The organism is Xanthomonas axonopodis (assembly GCF_001304695.1).
In the GTDB taxonomy this organism is placed as follows: domain Bacteria; phylum Pseudomonadota; class Gammaproteobacteria; order Xanthomonadales; family Xanthomonadaceae; genus Xanthomonas; species Xanthomonas axonopodis.
This window is the reverse complement of the sequence record NZ_JFAQ01000083.1, coordinates 1-15,640: the sequence shown is the minus strand read 5'-3', so window position 1 is coordinate 15,640 and position 15,640 is coordinate 1. Positions and strand designations below refer to the sequence as shown.

At 65.8% G+C, this 15,640-nt stretch carries 9 protein-coding genes, 1 other RNA gene, 4 pseudogenes and 1 riboswitch; of the genes and pseudogenes, 7 read left to right on the top strand and 7 right to left on the bottom strand.

Going from position 1 to position 15,640, the window contains the following annotated elements; genetic code table 11:
- Positions 1 to 71, bottom strand: a pseudogene (locus XAXN_RS23640) (transposase); the annotation flags it as partial.
- Positions 72 to 133: 62 nt separating this feature from the next.
- On the opposite strand from XAXN_RS23640, the pseudogene XAXN_RS08575 reads away from it, so the two are divergent.
- Positions 134 to 322 (top strand): annotated as a pseudogene (locus tag XAXN_RS08575) (M2 family metallopeptidase); the annotation flags it as partial.
- A 74-nt stretch (positions 323 to 396) separates the two neighbouring features.
- Here the strand turns inward: XAXN_RS08575 and XAXN_RS08570 are convergent.
- The 5 genes from XAXN_RS08570 to raxST form a co-directional block, all read right to left on the bottom strand.
- The gene (locus XAXN_RS08570) at positions 397 to 801 is read right to left on the bottom strand and encodes a hypothetical protein (protein WP_042821546.1); all 405 of its coding nucleotides are present in this window, start codon (positions 799 to 801) and stop codon (positions 397 to 399) included.
- Between the two features lie 16 nt (positions 802 to 817).
- On the bottom strand, positions 818 to 2,041 hold the full coding sequence (locus tag XAXN_RS08565; RefSeq protein WP_054319224.1) for a multidrug effflux MFS transporter: 1,224 nt from the start codon (positions 2,039 to 2,041) through the stop codon (positions 818 to 820).
- A 311-nt stretch (positions 2,042 to 2,352) separates the two neighbouring features.
- Complete coding sequence (gene raxB / locus XAXN_RS08560) at positions 2,353 to 4,509, bottom strand: peptidase domain-containing ABC transporter RaxB (protein WP_054319223.1); 2,157 nt, start codon at positions 4,507 to 4,509, stop codon at positions 2,353 to 2,355.
- Entirely contained in the window at positions 4,506 to 5,855 is a 1,350-nt protein-coding gene (locus XAXN_RS08555; protein ID WP_206416650.1) for an HlyD family secretion protein, read from the bottom strand. The genes raxB and XAXN_RS08555 overlap by 4 nt, the downstream gene beginning before the upstream one ends.
- A complete protein-coding gene (gene raxST / locus XAXN_RS08550; RefSeq protein ID WP_054319222.1) occupies positions 5,836 to 6,639 on the bottom strand; it encodes a RiPP modification sulfotransferase RaxST in 804 nt (267 codons plus the stop codon). Before raxST ends, XAXN_RS08555 begins: the two co-directional genes overlap by 20 nt.
- Positions 6,640 to 7,072: 433 nt before the next feature.
- Between raxST and raxX the strand changes: the two genes are divergently transcribed.
- From raxX to XAXN_RS08525, 5 genes and pseudogenes are all read left to right on the top strand, one after another.
- Entirely contained in the window at positions 7,073 to 7,240 is a 168-nt protein-coding gene (gene raxX, locus XAXN_RS22445) for a RaxX family RiPP (RefSeq protein WP_054319227.1), read from the top strand.
- 253 nt (positions 7,241 to 7,493) lie between these two features.
- Positions 7,494 to 7,608: riboswitch (glycine riboswitch) on the top strand.
- Between the two features lie 90 nt (positions 7,609 to 7,698).
- A complete protein-coding gene (gene gcvP / locus XAXN_RS08540; protein ID WP_174515570.1) occupies positions 7,699 to 10,635 on the top strand; it encodes an aminomethyl-transferring glycine dehydrogenase in 2,937 nt (978 codons plus the stop codon).
- Positions 10,636 to 10,817: 182 nt separating this feature from the next.
- Positions 10,818 to 12,441, top strand: a pseudogene (locus tag XAXN_RS08535) (carboxylesterase/lipase family protein).
- A 36-nt stretch (positions 12,442 to 12,477) separates the two neighbouring features.
- A pseudogene (locus tag XAXN_RS23035) lies at positions 12,478 to 12,902 on the top strand (aldo/keto reductase); the annotation flags it as partial.
- Positions 12,903 to 13,105: 203 nt separating this feature from the next.
- The gene (locus tag XAXN_RS08525) at positions 13,106 to 15,214 is read left to right on the top strand and encodes a catalase (protein WP_054319221.1); all 2,109 of its coding nucleotides are present in this window, start codon (positions 13,106 to 13,108) and stop codon (positions 15,212 to 15,214) included.
- A 168-nt stretch (positions 15,215 to 15,382) separates the two neighbouring features.
- On the opposite strand, the gene XAXN_RS21030 is transcribed toward XAXN_RS08525, so the two are convergent.
- A non-coding RNA gene (locus tag XAXN_RS21030) (sX9 sRNA) lies at positions 15,383 to 15,458 on the bottom strand.
- Positions 15,459 to 15,493: 35 nt separating this feature from the next.
- Between XAXN_RS21030 and XAXN_RS21025 the strand changes: the two genes are divergently transcribed.
- Positions 15,494 to 15,640 (top strand): transposase (locus tag XAXN_RS21025; protein ID WP_209018935.1); only part of this gene is annotated, 147 nt, incomplete at its 3' end.

The window sequence follows — 15,640 nt, the reverse complement described above, 5'->3', positions numbered from 1 at the left end:
TTGATCGCCACGCCGCTTTCGGCCTCGCGCAAAAAGCCAATGATTTGTTCCTCGGTAAAACGCTTCTTCACGTCCAATCTCCTTCAGGTAGGGAATTGGACTCCAAACTGGCGTGCTACTCAAAATCGGGGGGACGTCGCCTTGGCAAAACACCCTCAAGGAACTCACCGGCAACGACAAATTCGATGCCGGCCCGATGCTGGAATACTTCGCGCCGATGAGCGAATGGCTGAAGCAGCAGAATCAGGGGCAGATGTGCGGGTGGCAGGCGGCAGCTGGCGCTCCTGCGACCACGACGACTGCACCTGCTGCAGCTCGATGACACACATCGCTCATGTCATTGCCGGATCGCGGCAATGACATGACGTCTTGTCGCCAAACGCTTCTGCAACTCACTCAATTGAGCTTGGTGCCGCCCTGCAGCCGTTCGCTCAACTTGGTTTTGAATTGCTCGAACTCCATACCGTCGGCACGGGCCTCGGCGTGCGCGGCGTCCTTGAGGGCGTCCGAGTAGGTCAGCCGCACCGGGGTGCCCTGGCGTTCGTGCAACTCGGCCGCGCGCATGATCAGCGCCAGCACCTGGGCGGCGCTGGTGCTTTCGCCGGCGATGCGGCCGTCCATGCCCAGCACCCATTCGCCGTCGCGGCGGACGATGCCGGCCAAGAGGGTGCGTTGCTGGTCGCGGAGTTCGGCATGCGGTTCGATCGGGGACACCGGCGCGGGATTGGCGGCGGCCTGGTTGCGCTGGCGCTCGGCGGCGCGCTTGCGGGCATCACGGCGCAACTTGGAATCGGTGGACATGCAGGCTCCTGTGAGGTCAGAGGTGGTCGGCCGGCTCCAGAGGCACTGCCTCGGTGGCCTGGCGGTGCCGTAGACGGCGGCCGCTGCGGCGCTCCCAGCGCCAGAATAGCCAGCCCAGCAAGAAAAAGCCGGTCATGCCGATCGCCAGATGCCGCGGATGTTCACTCAGCAGCGGCGACAGCACCCCAGCCACCACGGTATTGGTCATCAACTGGGTGAAGGCCTGCAGCGAAGACGCCAGCCCGCGTTGCTGCGGGTACATGTCCAGCACTGCCAGCGCCAGGATCGGAAAAATCAACGCCATGCCAATGCCGGCCAGGAAGATCGGCAGCACCGCCCACGGCAGTGCGATCTGCGCCACCGCAAAGGTGTAGGCCAGATTGACCAGCGCTGCCACCCCGTAGCAGATGAAGCCGATGCGGATCTGCCGCACCGGCTGCATGCGCCCGGCCATGCGGCCGGACAGGAACGAGCCCAGGGTCATGCCGCCGATGGTGGGCACGAACAACCAGGCGAAATCGCCCTCGCCCAGCTTCAGGTGCCCCATGATCAGCACCGGCGCCGAGGCGATGTAGAGGAAGATGCCAGCGAAGTTGAAGGCACCGGCGGCGGCCAGCCGCTGGAAGCGCGGGTTGAAGCCGATCCGCACGTAGTCGCGTAACAGCCTGCCTGGGCGCAGCGACGTGCGCGCCTGCGGCGGATGGGTTTCCGGCAGCCAGATCAGCGTGGTCAGCGTCAGCACGACGGCAAAGCCGGTCAGGAACCAGAAGATCAGCGGCCAGCCGGCGCCGGTGAGCAACAGCCAACCGCCGATGATCGGCGCGATCGCCGGGGCGATGCCGAAGATCATCGACACCTGGCTCATCAGCCGCTGCGCATCGTGGCCCTGGAACAGGTCGCGTATCACCGCGCGGCCGACGATCATCCCGACCACGGCCGACAAGCCCTGCAGCGCGCGGAAGGCCAACAGCGTGGGCAGATCGCGCGACAGCGCGCAGCCGATCGAGCCGGCAACGAACAGCAACAGCCCGCCCAGGATCACCCGCTTGCGGCCCCAGCCATCGGACAACGGCCCGTGCGCGATGCTCATCAGGCCATACGCCAGCAGATAAACGCTGATGGTCTGCTGGACCGCCACTTCGTCCACCGCCAACCGACGACTGCGCTGTGAAAACGCCGGGAAGATGGTGTCGATCGAGAAGGGACCGAACATCGACAGGCCTGCCAGCAGCAGCGCCATGCGACGGGTGGAGGGAACAGCATGAAGTCATGCGCAACCGTATTCGGAGGACTCCCCACGCGCAGGCACCGGCAGCGGTGGCCAGGCCAACGAGCGCAGCGGCGGGCACGGGGACAAAGGAGCCGACACTTTACGCCAACTGCCACCGCATGCAGCCAGCGATGGAGCGCATGCGCGGCACGCAGGCATCAGATGGCCGTCGCGCCCGCTTCGTCCCAGCACGGCATGGTCATCCTGGCCAGCCGAGCGCCTGCGAGCGCAGGCGACGACGACGCCGGCATTGCTCGGCGCCAGTGGCCCAACGGCAGCGGTCAGTCGGCTGCGGTGGAGCGTTCCTGCAGCCGCTGCCAGTCGGCGATCGGCTGATCACTCACCACCCGCCCCCGTTCCAGGGTAATGACACGCGCGGCCATGCCGACGGTTTCGCGCCGATGCGCCACGATGATCCGGATGACCTGCATTGCCTGGATGGCGCGATTGACGCGCTGCTCGTTCATGACGTCCAGATGGCTGGTCGCCTCGTCCAGCACCAGGATGCGGGGAGACCTGTACAGCGCGCGTGCCAGCAAGACGCGTTGCCGCTGCCCGCCCGACAACCCGGTGCCCGCCTCGCTCAACAACGAGGCGTAGCCCAGCGGCATCTGCTCCACCTCCTGGTGCACGCCGGCGATGCGCGCGCAACGTTCGATCTGCGCCTGATCCGGCTCTGGGTCGAAGAAACTGATGTTTTCGCTGACCGATCCGGTGAACAGCAGATCGTCCTGCATCACCGTGCCGACGATGGCGCGATAGTGCGTCAGCGCCGCATCGCTCAGCGGGCGCCCGCCAATCTTCACTTGCCCGGCGCTGGGTTTCAGCAGCCCGAGGATCACTTTGACCAAGGTGGTCTTGCCGCACCCGGACGCGCCGGTGATGGCCACGCATTCCCCGCTGGCGATGCGCACACTGACGTCTTCGAGCACCGGCGGGGTATCGTCGGCGTAGCGGAAGCTGATGCCGCACAGTTCGATGGTGGTGTCGTTCCAGGCCGGCGCATCGATGCGCTGATCGGCCTCCTCGCGCGGCTGATGGACGATGTCGGCCACCCGCTCCAGATGGACGCGCAACAGGCGGAACTCCACCAGCCGATCGATCAGCTCGGACAAGCGCATGGCGAACTGCTCGCGATAGGCCATGAATGCCAGCAGCATGCCCAGCGAAAGCTCTGCGCGCAGGATCGCGAACGCGGCGAGCCAGATCACCAGCACCCGCTCGCATCCGAACAACAGGAGCTTGATTGACGACTGCCACACCTCGCCATGCGCCAGGCGCAGTTGTGCATTGGTCTGTTCGGCCAGCAGATGGGTCCAGTCCATGCGCCGCACCTGCTGGCGACCGAACAGCCGTACGCCCTGGATGCCGCGCACGCTCTCCAGCAGGTGGGTGTGCTGGCGCGCGTCCCACAACAACTGCTCGGCGGCGGCTTCGCGCATCCGCCGCAGCCACAGCCACCGTGTCGCCGCATACAGCGCTACCGCCACCAGCGTGATCGCGCTGAGGCCGACGCTGTAGACCAGCATCAGGCCGAGGGTGCCGATCACCAGCACGCCATCGACCAGTGTCTGGGTGAATCCGGTCGTCAAGGTGCGTTGCACCTGTGTGATCGAGGCGAAGCGCGACTGGATGCCGCCGAGGTGACGCTTCTCGAAATACGCCAACGGGAGCGCGAGCAGGTGCGCAAACACTTGCCCCATCCATTGAAAGCCTAGCTGTGCCGACACGCTGGCGATGAGCCATCCGCGCAGCAGTGCGATGCAGGATTGCAGGACCACCAGCAACAGGAACCCGGCGCCAAGGACATGGATCAACCCGATGTCGGCCGAGGGCACCGCCTGATCGACGATCCACTGCAGTTGGAACGGCATGCCCAGGCTGAGCACCTCGAGCGCGAATGCCAACGCAAGCACCTGCCAGACCGCCCGTCCAAGCCCGTGGACACGACCGATCAACGAGGACAACGCCAGTGCCGGCGCCGCAGCTTGCGGACGGAAGTCGGCGGCCGGGCTGAGTTCCAGCGCGATTCCGGAGAAATGGCGAGCGAATTCGCCTGGCGTCAGGCTCCGTGGCCCGCTGGCCGGATCGTGGATCTGCAGACGGCGGGCGCCCACCTGCTTGAGCACGACGAAATGATTGAGATCCCAATGCACGATGCAGGGCAGCTGCAACTCCGGCAGCGCGTCCATTTCCAGCCGCAACGCGCGCGCCTGCAGACCGAGCGCCTGCGCGATCGCGACCAGATTGGCCAGGTTGGTGCCCTGGCGCGATAGCAGGAAGCGGCGGCGCAGTTCGGCCAGGCCGATGTGGCAACCGTGATAGTGGGCGATCATGGCCATGGCCGCCAATCCGCATTCGCCGACTTGCCCCTGCAGGATCATCGGCAACGCACGCACGCCGGACGCTCGGCGCAACTGCGCCCACCAGCGGCTCATCGCAGCGTGCCATGCAAACTGGACAGCGGCTCGAACGCCCACTGCGAGAAACGTCGCCATTCCAATGCCAGCGAGCCCTGCACGCGCATGCCCGGCCGCAGGACCGCCGTGCGTCCTGCACGCAGCGCGGCATCCCCAGCCAGGCGCACCCGCACGCGGTATAACGGTTCGCTCACCGACGCGGAGTCGACACGCGGCGGCTCGGGCGCAGCGGCGATCTCGACCACCCGCCCGGCAAACTGACCGTAATGCTGGTAGGGCAAGGCATCGAAGCGCAGTTGCATTGGCATTCCGGGGCCGATCAGCCCGGCGGCCCGGGAGGGCGCATACAACACGACCTCGGTCGCCATCGACGTCGGCAGCAGATCGGCCAGGCGTTGCCCCTGCGCAACCGCCTGCCCACGCTGCAGCGGTCGCAGCGCCACACGCCCGGCACGCGGCGCGCGCACTTCCCAACGCGACGCGGCTGCCTGCTCGATCGCCGCACGTCGGTCCTCCTGCAGGCCGGCACCGGCAGTCGCCAATTGTTGCTGCAAGCTCAATGGCAGTTGCTGCAACTCGGCCTGGGCCTGTGCAAGCGCATCGGCCAAGGCCATGCGCTCGCGCTGTAGCTCCAAGGTATGCGCGCGTTGGTCGAGCACGTCGGCCTGCTTCTCGTCGACGAATTGCTGGCTCACCAGGCCACGCGCCAACGCGATGCGGTAGCGCTGCTCGATCGATTGGGTCAACTGCTGCCGATTCCGTAGCAAGCCAAGCTCGGCGTCGACCTGCTGCAGGCGATCGCGCAGGCCGGCCAACGTCCGCGCAGCGGCCTGCTGCTGCAAGCGCCCCTGGGCGCGCAGCTGCACTATTGCCTCAGTGGCCAAGCGCTGCTGCTCGGCCAGCACGGCCGCGGCCTGCTGGGTCGGCCGCCCGCGATCGTCGCGATGTTCGGCCGACAACACGAACAGCAGCTGCCCAGCAGCGACGAGCTGGCCCTGCACGGCGCCGACCTGCACCACCACGCCCGACTGCGGTGTGGTGACGGCGATCAGTCCGCCCGCCGGGACGACCGTGCCATACAAGGTCTGGCTACGGGCGAAGCCCAGGCGGAAAAATCCGATCAACAGCGCGATCACCGTTGCCATCAGCAGGCCCACGCACCAACGCAGCGCGCCATGCTGGCGCAGCACCACCGGCCCGAGCCGACTGCGCTGCCGGTGGTCCATCGCCTCGCGTCGGAACAGGGTCGTCATCCGCCGGCGACCGCCAACGCCCGCCCGTGCTGCCCGCCTGGTCGGTGCTGCCGCTGCCGCGCCGCCGTGTGCTGCCAAGCCATGCGCCTGCTCATACCAGCAGGGCTCCATGCGAGGGCCCGCGTTCCCAGAAGGACAGCTCCTGCAACCGTTCGAACAGCGCCGGCGGCAACACGCTGCGCCGGGGGACGTACTGCACACCGCGACGGACGCGATGCAGGCCCGCCATCTGCAGCGCGGCATCGAAGCGTTCGGCCTCGGCCTGGACACCGGCAAAGTCGTGCGCGAACGCCGGCAGTTGCAGGAAGGCGTAGATCTGCTCCATCGCCTGCGCCGGCCGCTGCGCCAGGGTGTCGTAGCGCAGCAGCAGCAGGCGATCGGCATGTTCGCCGTAGAACGCCTGGCACAGCCCATCCAGCGCATAGCCCACCACGCCGCGCGGTGCGGTCAGCAGGTCCGCGCGCATCGAGACCGAGTCTTCCGGGTCGTAGCCGAACAACGCCGACAAGCGCAGTGGCTGGGTCTGCGCCAGGCGCTCGAAGCTATCGACGACCCAGCCGACATCGCGTACGCAACAGATGAGGCGGCTGCGCGGGAACAGCGTCGCCAGACCCGCCAGGCGGCTGCACCAGGCGCGGTTGGTGTCGAACACCGTGCCCAGCCCCTGGCGATCCTGGTAATAGGCGTCGAATACCGAACGCAGCAGCCGCACCCGCTGCGCATCGTCGATCTGCACGTTGGAGGGATGTTCCTCGCTCATGCCCATCAGCATCGCCGCGTACAGGCGCGCGACCGGCGAGGTGACATCGGCATGCAATTGCGGATTCTGCCGCAGCAACGCGGCCAGCAAGGATGAGCCCGCCCGCGGCAGCCCGGAGATGAAATGGTAGTCCACGTCGCGCCCTCCTGTGTCCGATGCTGGTCGGCGGCGGCATGCCGGCTGGACGCATCGGCAGACAACGTTGCATGGCGCGCCACAGCGCATGCGCACGCGCTGCGCAACGGCCCCCCGCTTTGCGAATGCCACTGGGACGGCCGTGCGGTGAAAAGCGCTCGCGGTGATCGGTATCACACTGTCTGGTACCGCCGCCGGGTTGGAAGCTGCCATGTTCGTTACCGCGCACATACCCTCGTGCGCCGGTCTTGTCCCCCCCCCCCCGCGACCGCGCACGCTGGTGCGCACGGTCGTGACCCCGCGTGGCGGGCGCCGCGGCCCATCGACATGTCGTCTCACCGGCCACCGGGCAGATGGCCGGCGCGGTCACGCAGTCGTCCCTTCCGGCGGCGTGACGCTGCGTACGAAGGGCACAACCTGCGAGGACATCAAGATGAACCTATCGAAAAAAACGCCATCCAACGGCGCGGGATCGCTGCAGCGGTCGGCGGGGGCCAAGGGCCGGCTGGAGCCGCTGGACCAGCGCCTGTGGAAGCATGTCGGCGGTGGGGACTATCCCCCGTCGGCCGCGAATGACAGGCACGATCCGCCCAAGAAATGACACTGATCTGCCTGCTCTGACAAGGCCGAGCAGGCGCTGCCGTTGGGCCAACCGGTCGCGGGGGCAATCGGTTCCCTGAGACCCGGATAGCGGACGGGGCAACTCGCCCGCTATCCGACCGCCCCTGGATCGGCAGGCGTTTCGCCAAGCGGCCGGGCGATGGCTATACTGGCTAGGCAACACGGTGGGAGAAGCGGCACTGCCGCTGCCGAAGGCGCAACAGCCCGTAATCGCTCAGGCCCGATACCATCTTCAACACAACTCTGGAGAGACCGGCCGCGGCCGGCGCCGAAGGGGCACGGAACGCAGGCAGGCCAGGGGCCATGCCGCGTTCTTAAACTCTCAGGCAAAAGGACAGAGGGGCGCGAGGAAGACCGCCGCTGCGGCAGGTCGTGACGCGCCCATGCGCGTCAGACCGGTCGTGGTGCTTCCGACCTTTCGCATGCCCTCTGCTCCGGATGCCCGCCATGTCCCAGACCCCGTCTTCCCTGCGCGACCTCGAACACCACAGCGCGTTCGTCGAACGCCATATCGGCCCCAACGACGCGGAAATCGCCCAGATGCTGGACGTGGTCGGCCACGCCTCGCTGGATGCGCTAACCGATGCCATCGTGCCGGGCAACATCAAGTCGCCGGCGCCGCTGGCGCTGCCCGAGGCGATCACCGAAGAAGAAGCGCTGGCCAAGATCCGCGCCATCGCCAGCAAGAATCAGGTGCAGCGCACGTTTATCGGACAGGGCTATTACGGCACCCACACGCCGAAGGTGATCCTGCGCAACATCCTGGAAAACCCCGCCTGGTACACCGCCTACACGCCATACCAGGCTGAGATTTCGCAAGGCCGCATGGAGGCGCTGATCAACTTCCAGACCCTGTGCGCCGACCTCACCGGTATGCAGATCGCCAACGCCTCGCTGCTGGACGAAGCCACTGCCGCGGCCGAGGCGATGACCCTGGCCAAGCGTTCGGCCAAGTCCAGGTCCAACACCTTCTTCGTGCACGACGCGGTGCACCCGCAGACGCTGGAGCTGCTGCGCACGCGCGCCGAGCCGCTGGAGATCGTGCTGCGCGTCGGCACGCCGGAAGAAGCGCTGCAGGCCGAATGCTTCGGCGTGCTGCTGCAGTACCCGGACAGCTTCGGTCATATCGGCGATCACACTGCACTGGCCGAAGCCGTGCACGCGCAAGGCGGCCTGGTCGCAGTGGCTACCGACTTGCTGGCGCTCACCTTGATCGCGGCGCCGGGCGAATGGGGCGCCGATATCGTCGTCGGCAACTCGCAGCGCTTCGGTGTGCCGTTCGGTTTCGGCGGCCCACATGCCGCCTTCATGGCTTGCCGTGACGCCTACAAGCGCTCGATGCCCGGCCGTCTGATCGGCGTGTCGATCGATGCCGCCGGCAACCCGGCGTATCGCCTGACCCTGCAGACCCGCGAGCAGCATATCCGCCGCGAAAAGGCCACCTCCAACATCTGCACCGCGCAGGTGCTGCTGGCGGTGATGGCCTCGATGTATGCGGTGTACCACGGCCCCGACGGCCTGACCCGCATTGCGCGCCGCACCCATCGCCTAGCCGCGATCCTGGCCGCCGCACTGCGCAGCGCCGGCGTTACGGTGGGCGAGCATTTCTTCGACACCCTGCACGTCAAGGCAATCGATGCCGATGCCATCCACGCCCGTGCGCGCGTGGCCGGCATCAACCTGCGCGCCATCGACAGCGAAGCAGTCGGCATCAGCCTGGACGAGACCACCACGCGGGCCGATGTGGTTGCGTTGGCGCAGCTGTTCGGTGCCACGGCCGATGTGGACGCGCTGGATGCCGCCACCGCCGATGCACTGCCACCAGGCCTGCTGCGCACCACCCCGTTCCTGACCCACCCGGTGTTCAACACCCATCACAGCGAACACGAACTGCTGCGCTACATGCGCTCGCTGGCCGACAAGGATCTGGCGATGGATCGCACCATGATCCCGCTGGGCAGCTGCACCATGAAGCTCAACGCCACCGCCGAGATGATTCCGGTGACCTGGCCGGAGTTCGGTGCCATCCATCCGCTCGCTCCGGCCGAGCAGTCCGCCGGCTACGCGCAATTGATCGACGAGCTGGAGGCGATGCTGGTCGAATGCACCGGCTACGATGCGGTGAGCCTGCAGCCCAATTCCGGCGCGCAAGGCGAATACGCCGGCCTGCTGGCAATCCGCGCCTATCACCGCGCGCGGGGTCAAGCGCATCGCGATATCTGCCTGATTCCCGAATCGGCGCACGGCACCAACCCGGCGTCGGCGCAGATGTGCGGCATGACCGTGGTGGTCACCAAGTGCGATGCCAACGGCAACGTGGATGTGGATGACATCCGCGCCAAGGCAGAAAAATATTCAGACCGTCTGGCGGCGCTGATGATCACCTACCCGTCCACCCACGGCGTGTTCGAAGAAGACGTGGTGGCGATCTGCGAAGCGGTGCATGCGCATGGCGGCCAGGTCTATACCGACGGCGCCAACATGAACGCACTGGTCGGCGTGGCCAAGCCCGGCAAGTGGGGCTCGGACGTGTCGCACCTCAACCTGCACAAGACCTTCTGCATTCCGCATGGCGGCGGCGGCCCGGGCGTGGGCCCGTGTGCCGTGAAGTCGCATCTGGCACCGTTTTTGCCGAAGACACTTCCTAGTGCCGGCATCCATGCCGGCGAGAGTCAAACAGCTGCCATCCATGGCAGCGGATTCAACGGTGGCGAAGGCGATGTCGGCATGGTGAGCGCTGCAAGTTACGGTTCTGCCTCGATCCTGCCGATCAGTTGGATGTACGTGACCATGATGGGTAGCGCCGGTCTGCGCAAGGCCACGCAAGTGGCATTGCTCAACGCCAACTACATCGCAAAGCGCCTGGCGCCGCATTACAAGACGCTGTACACCGGCCGCAATGGGCTGGTGGCGCACGAGTGCATCCTCGACGTGCGCCCGCTGGAGAAGACCAGCGGCATCGGCGCCGAGGACATCGCCAAGCGGCTGATCGACTTCGGCTTCCACGCACCGACGCTGAGCTTCCCGGTCGCCGGCACCTTGATGGTGGAGCCGACCGAAAGCGAATCGCAGCACGAACTGGATCGCTTCATCGACGCGATGATCCAGATCCGCGAAGAGATCCGTGCCATCGAAGACGGCCGCCTGGACCGCGACGACAACCCACTCAAGCACGCGCCACATACCGCAACGCAGGTATCGGCCAGCGAGTGGACGCATGCCTACCCGCGCGAACTGGCCGCCTTCCCGCTGCCCAGCCTCAAGCAACAGAAGTACTGGCCGCCGGTGGCACGCGTGGACAACGTCTACGGCGACAAGAACGTGATGTGCGCGTGCATCCCGGTGGATGCGTACAAGGAAGACGCCGAGGCCTGATCGCCACACTTGCGGCAGTGAACACAACCCAGCCGGTAACACGGCTGGTTTTTTTTTATTGCGCCGGGCCTGGATGCCAATGCGCGATACACGCCCCGGTGCACTGGCAGGCCGTTTTTCCTGGCCTACACCTGCCATCAGGATGATGACGGACGCTCTCATCCCACAGCAGACCCTCGCGCATTGGTGAACTGAACTCCCTTGCTGCCGTCCTGTTGGCAGCCTGCCTGCTGTTTGGCTGCGCACTGCGCCGTCCCGGCGAGGTGCCGGCGCTGGTGCACGCGCCCGATGCGCGTGCCGAGGTGGTGCAGACGACAGCCGGCCCGGTGCGCGGTTTGGCCAGTGCACAGGGTCGGGCGTTCCTGGGCGTGCCGTTCGCAGCGCCGCCGGTGGGTGCACTGCGCTTTCACGCCCCGCAACCGCCAACCGCATGGACCCAGGTCCGCGATGCCACCCAGGCCGGCCCGGCCTGCCTGCCGCACTATCGCTTCGGGCAGAAGCATGTCTCCGAAGATTGCCTCACGCTCAACGTCTACGCACCGCCCGGCCCCGCACCTGCGCATCCACGCGCGGTGATGGTGTGGATCTATGGCGGCGCGCTGGAACTGGGCAGCAATGTCGACTACGACCTGAGCGCGTTGGCTGCGCGCCAGGATGTCATTGTGGTGGCACCCAACTATCGGCTGGGCGTGTTCGGTTTCTACGCGCATCCAGGCCTGCGTGGCGAAGGCGAAGGCGCCTACGCATTGCTCGACCAGCAGGCGGCCCTGCGCTGGGTGCAACGCAATATCGCCGCGTTTGGCGGCGATGCGCACAATGTCACCGTGTTCGGTGAATCGGCCGGTGCGTGGAGCATCTGTTATCAGCTCGCCTCACCCGGCGCGGCGGGCTTGTTTCAACGCGCCATCCTGCAAAGCGGCAGTTGCCTGGCGAGCGATTCCAGCGTGCCGCAGCGCGAGACAGAAAGCGGCGGCATACGCATGGCGCAAAGCCTGGGTTGCGCGCGCACGCGCGATGTGGCCGCCTGCCTGCGCGCATTGCCGGCCGAAACGCTGGCCGATGCAGCACCACAACGGCGCGGCCTGACCGGCAGCGATGCGTGGGCGCCGATGTCCGGTGGCCAGGCGTTGCCGCTGCCACCTGCCGCGGCAATCGCCAGCGGCCGGCATGCGCAGGTGCCGGTACTGCTCGGCACCAATCGCGACGAAGGGCGCTTGTTTGCACAACTGCTGTCCTACATCGGCAAGCTCAACCTGCGCAGCGGATATGAAGCGCGCGTGCAACGCATGCATGCCTCGCCTGCCCCGGTCCTGACGCAATATGCAGCCGTTGCCGCGCAATCGCGCTGGGAAGCGTTCGCCGACATCGTCACTGATGGCGGCTTCGCCTGCCCCACACGCCGGCTGGGGCACGCATGCGCCGGTGTACGCCTACGAGTTCGATGACCCGCACGCCCCGTACGGTCTGTTACGCCTGCCGTTTTCGCCTGCTTTGGGTGCTTTCCATGCCGCTGAACTGGTGTATCTGTTTCAGCGCCCGTGGGTGCTCGGTGGCCAGGCGCAGTTCAGTCCGGCGCAGCAGGCGTTTGCCAATACGCTGCAGGATTACTGGGGTGCGTTCGCACGCATCGGCGATCCCAACGCCGGCGGGCGGCCGCCGTGGCCGCGTTTTGATGGCGACACGCCGCTGACGCTGTCGCCGCACAGGATCGGCGCCACGCCCGACTTCATGCAGCGTCATCGTTGTGCGTTCTGGGATGCGCGTGCAGACACTGCGACAACATCGGTGCAGTCATCGTCGCAATGACAAGGCCACCGGTGTAACGCGGCCGTCACCCTCATTTGGGGCGTGTCGAACTTCGATGTCGATGACATGCAGGAGCTCTGGCAATCGATGGCGGCTCGCATTGCCTGGTCAACCAGGTGCTATACCACGCTGGCAGCCGCGGCATCGAATTCGACCTGCTGCCGTGGTGCGCCGCGCATGAGGTGGCGGTGATGGCGTATTCGCCGCTTGGCAGCCGCACGTTGCTGGATCATCCGGTCCTGCACGCCATCGGCGAGCGTCACGGCGTTGCAGCCACCGCGGTGGCGCTTGCGTGGGCGATCCGCAGCGGCAATGTCATCGCCATTCCCGAATCCGGTACGCCGGCGCATGTGCGTGCCAATGCCGCTGCCTGCACGCTGCAATTGCACGTAGATGACCTTGCCGAGATCGATTGCGCCTTCGCGCCGCCTACGCGCAAACAGCCGCTCGATCTGATTTAACACCGAAAATGGTCGCGCCCGCTTGGCCGCGCATCTGCACGGCGGAGCGCGCGGCGTGATCGCTGCAACATGCAACTGCGACACCGCGCAATGTTTGCTGCGTATTGTGAGTTTTCGTTCGCAAGCAGACACATGCAATTAACAGCGGCACTCCCATGCTTTACGGCTAAGCCCGCATCCAAGCCCGCCACAGTGGAGTCCCCATGGCCAAGTCCCCCAGCAAATCCGCGCAGGTTCCTGCCCCCGCACCTGCCAGCGCCGGCTCCGATGTGTCGCGCGGTACTGGCGATGAGTTGCACCAGAAGGCAGGCGGCACGCACCCGCAACTGACCACCAACCAGGGCATTCCGGTAGGTGACAACCAGAACTCGCTCCGCGCCACGCCGCGCGGCCCGACGTTGCTGGAAGATTTCATCCTGCGCGAAAAGATCACCCACTTCGATCACGAACGCATTCCCGAGCGCATCGTGCATGCGCGCGGCAGTGCCGCGCACGGCTACTTCGAGCTCACCAATTCGTTGAGCCAGTACACCACCGCCAAGATCTTTACCGAGGTTGGCGAAAAAACTCCGCTATTTACCCGTTTTTCCACTGTTGCAGGCGGCGCCGGCTCGGTGGATACGCCGCGCGATGTGCGCGGCTTCGCGGTGAAGTTCTACACCAAGGAAGGCAACTGGGATCTGGTCGGCAACAACATCCCGGTGTTCTTCATCCAGGATGCAATGAAGTTCCCGGACCTGATTCATGCGGTGAAGATGGAGCCGGACCGTGGCTTCCCGCAGGCTGCCAGCGCGCACGATACGTTCTGGGATTTCATTTCGCTGACACCCGAATCGATGCACATGGTGATGTGGGCGATGAGCGATCGCACCATCCCGCGCTCGCTGCGCATGATCGAAGGTTTCGGCATCCACAGCTTCCGATTCCTCAATGACAAGGGCGAAAGCACCTTCGTCAAGTTCCATTGGCGTCCCAAGCTGGGCCTGCAATCGACCATCTGGGACGAGGCGGTCAAGATCGCCGGCGCCGATCAGGATTTCCACCGCCGCGACCTGTTCGAAGCGATCCAGAACGGCGATTTCCCCGAGTGGGAACTCGGCGTGCAGTTGTTTACCGAAGCGCAGGCAGAAACGTTCCCCTTCGATCATCTAGATTCGACCAAGGTCATTCCCGAAGAGCTGGTGCCGTTGCAGATCGTCGGCCGCATGGTGCTCGACCGCTGGCCGGACAACTTTTTTGCTGAAACCGAGCAGGTTGCCTACTGCCCGGCCAACATCGTGCCCGGCATCGACTTCAGCAATGACCCGCTGCTGCAAGGCCGCCTGTTCTCGTACCTGGACACGCAGCTGAGCCGCCTGGGCGGGCCGAATTTCCATCAGATTCCGATCAACACGCCCAAGTGCCCGTTCGCCAACAACCAGCGCGACGGCCACATGCAGATGGGCGTGCCGAAGGGCCGCGTCGCGTATGAGCCCAGCTCGCTGCAGGCCGATGCGCCGCGTGAAGCGCTGCGTGGGTTTCCCAGCCATGCAACCCCGGCCGAAGAAGGCGCCAAGGGCCGTGTGCGTGCAGAAAGCTTTGCCGATCATTACAGCCAGGCACGCCTGTTCTTCCGCAGCCAGACCGCACCGGAACAGGCGCATATCGCCTCGGCATTGGTGTTCGAACTGTCGAAGGTGGAAACCGCCCACGTGCGCGAGGCCATCGTGGGTCATCTGCGCCACATCGACCTGGAGCTCGCGCAGCGTGTGGCCGATGGCATGGGCATGGCTACCCTGCCGCCAGCACCGCCGGCTGCAGTGGCGCCGATCGACATGCCGCTCTCGCCTGCCTTGCAGGTCATCGGCAAGATGAAGGACACCTTGAAAGGGCGCACGGTAGGCATCCTGATTCACGATGGCTCGGACGCAGCGGCAATCAAGGCAGTACGCAAGGCGGCCGAAGCTGCGGGCGCGACGGTCAAGATCGTTGCGCCAAAGCGCGGCGGCGCCAAGCTCAGCGATGGCAAGCAGTTGGCTGCCGATGGGCAGCTGGCGGGGACACCCTCGGTGGTATTCGATGCGGTGGCGGTGCTGCTGTCCTTGGAAGCGGCCAAGCTGCTGATACGCGAATCGGCGGCACTGGATTTCGTGAGCTTTGCCTGGGCGCATCTGAAGGCCATCGCGTTCGACGAAGGCGCGCAGTTGTTGTTGAAGGCCGGCAACGTCGGCAAGGATGCGGGCGTCGTTCCCGCCGCCGATACCACGGCATTCATTACCGCGGCAAAAACCCGCCAGTGGGCACGCGAGCCGAAGGTGCGCATGCTGGCGTAACCGCACCCAGGGAAGGTCCGACAACCCGGGTTAAAACCGAGGGACGCCACATCGGTCGCACTGGCGGCGCTAAGTCCCTCGGTTTTCGCCGCTACCACGCGTCTGCGGAGTAGCGGCAAGTACGGCGCGCCATTCCCACGGCAGGCGTCGATTGTTTCGCTTTAGAGTGGCTAACAAAACATAGCGAGCGGTCGTCAGGTGGGCGTGGACGGCGCACAGGAACCGGAGTGTACGAGGGGTACATGAGGATTCCGAGCACCGGCCGCGCCCGCCTGGCGGCTGTGTAGTAGTTTTGTTAGTCGCTCTAAGTGTTACCGGGCGTTGTATCGGTGGCGCTGGCCGAAGGGATTTCGCTGCCCGCAGTGCGACGGCCGCGCACGCTCGCGCTTTCGATGCGGTGAGCAGGTGTACGACCAGTGCCGTGCG

Excerpts from the sequence above, each read along its gene's own strand:
- XAXN_RS08570 (WP_042821546.1), bottom strand. The coding sequence starts at position 801 with ATGTCCACCGATTCCAAGTTGCGCCGTGATGCCCGCAAGCGCGCCGCC.
- XAXN_RS08565 (WP_054319224.1), bottom strand. The coding sequence starts at position 2,041 with ATGGCGCTGCTGCTGGCAGGCCTGTCGATGTTCGGTCCCTTCTCGATC.
- raxB (WP_054319223.1), bottom strand. The coding sequence starts at position 4,509 with ATGAGCCGCTGGTGGGCGCAGTTGCGCCGAGCGTCCGGCGTGCGTGCG.
- XAXN_RS08555 (WP_206416650.1), bottom strand. The coding sequence starts at position 5,855 with ATGGAGCCCTGCTGGTATGAGCAGGCGCATGGCTTGGCAGCACACGGC.
- raxX (WP_054319227.1), top strand. The coding sequence starts at position 7,073 with ATGAACCTATCGAAAAAAACGCCATCCAACGGCGCGGGATCGCTGCAG.
- gcvP (WP_174515570.1), top strand. The coding sequence starts at position 7,699 with ATGCCCGCCATGTCCCAGACCCCGTCTTCCCTGCGCGACCTCGAACAC.
- XAXN_RS08525 (WP_054319221.1), top strand. The coding sequence starts at position 13,106 with ATGGCCAAGTCCCCCAGCAAATCCGCGCAGGTTCCTGCCCCCGCACCT.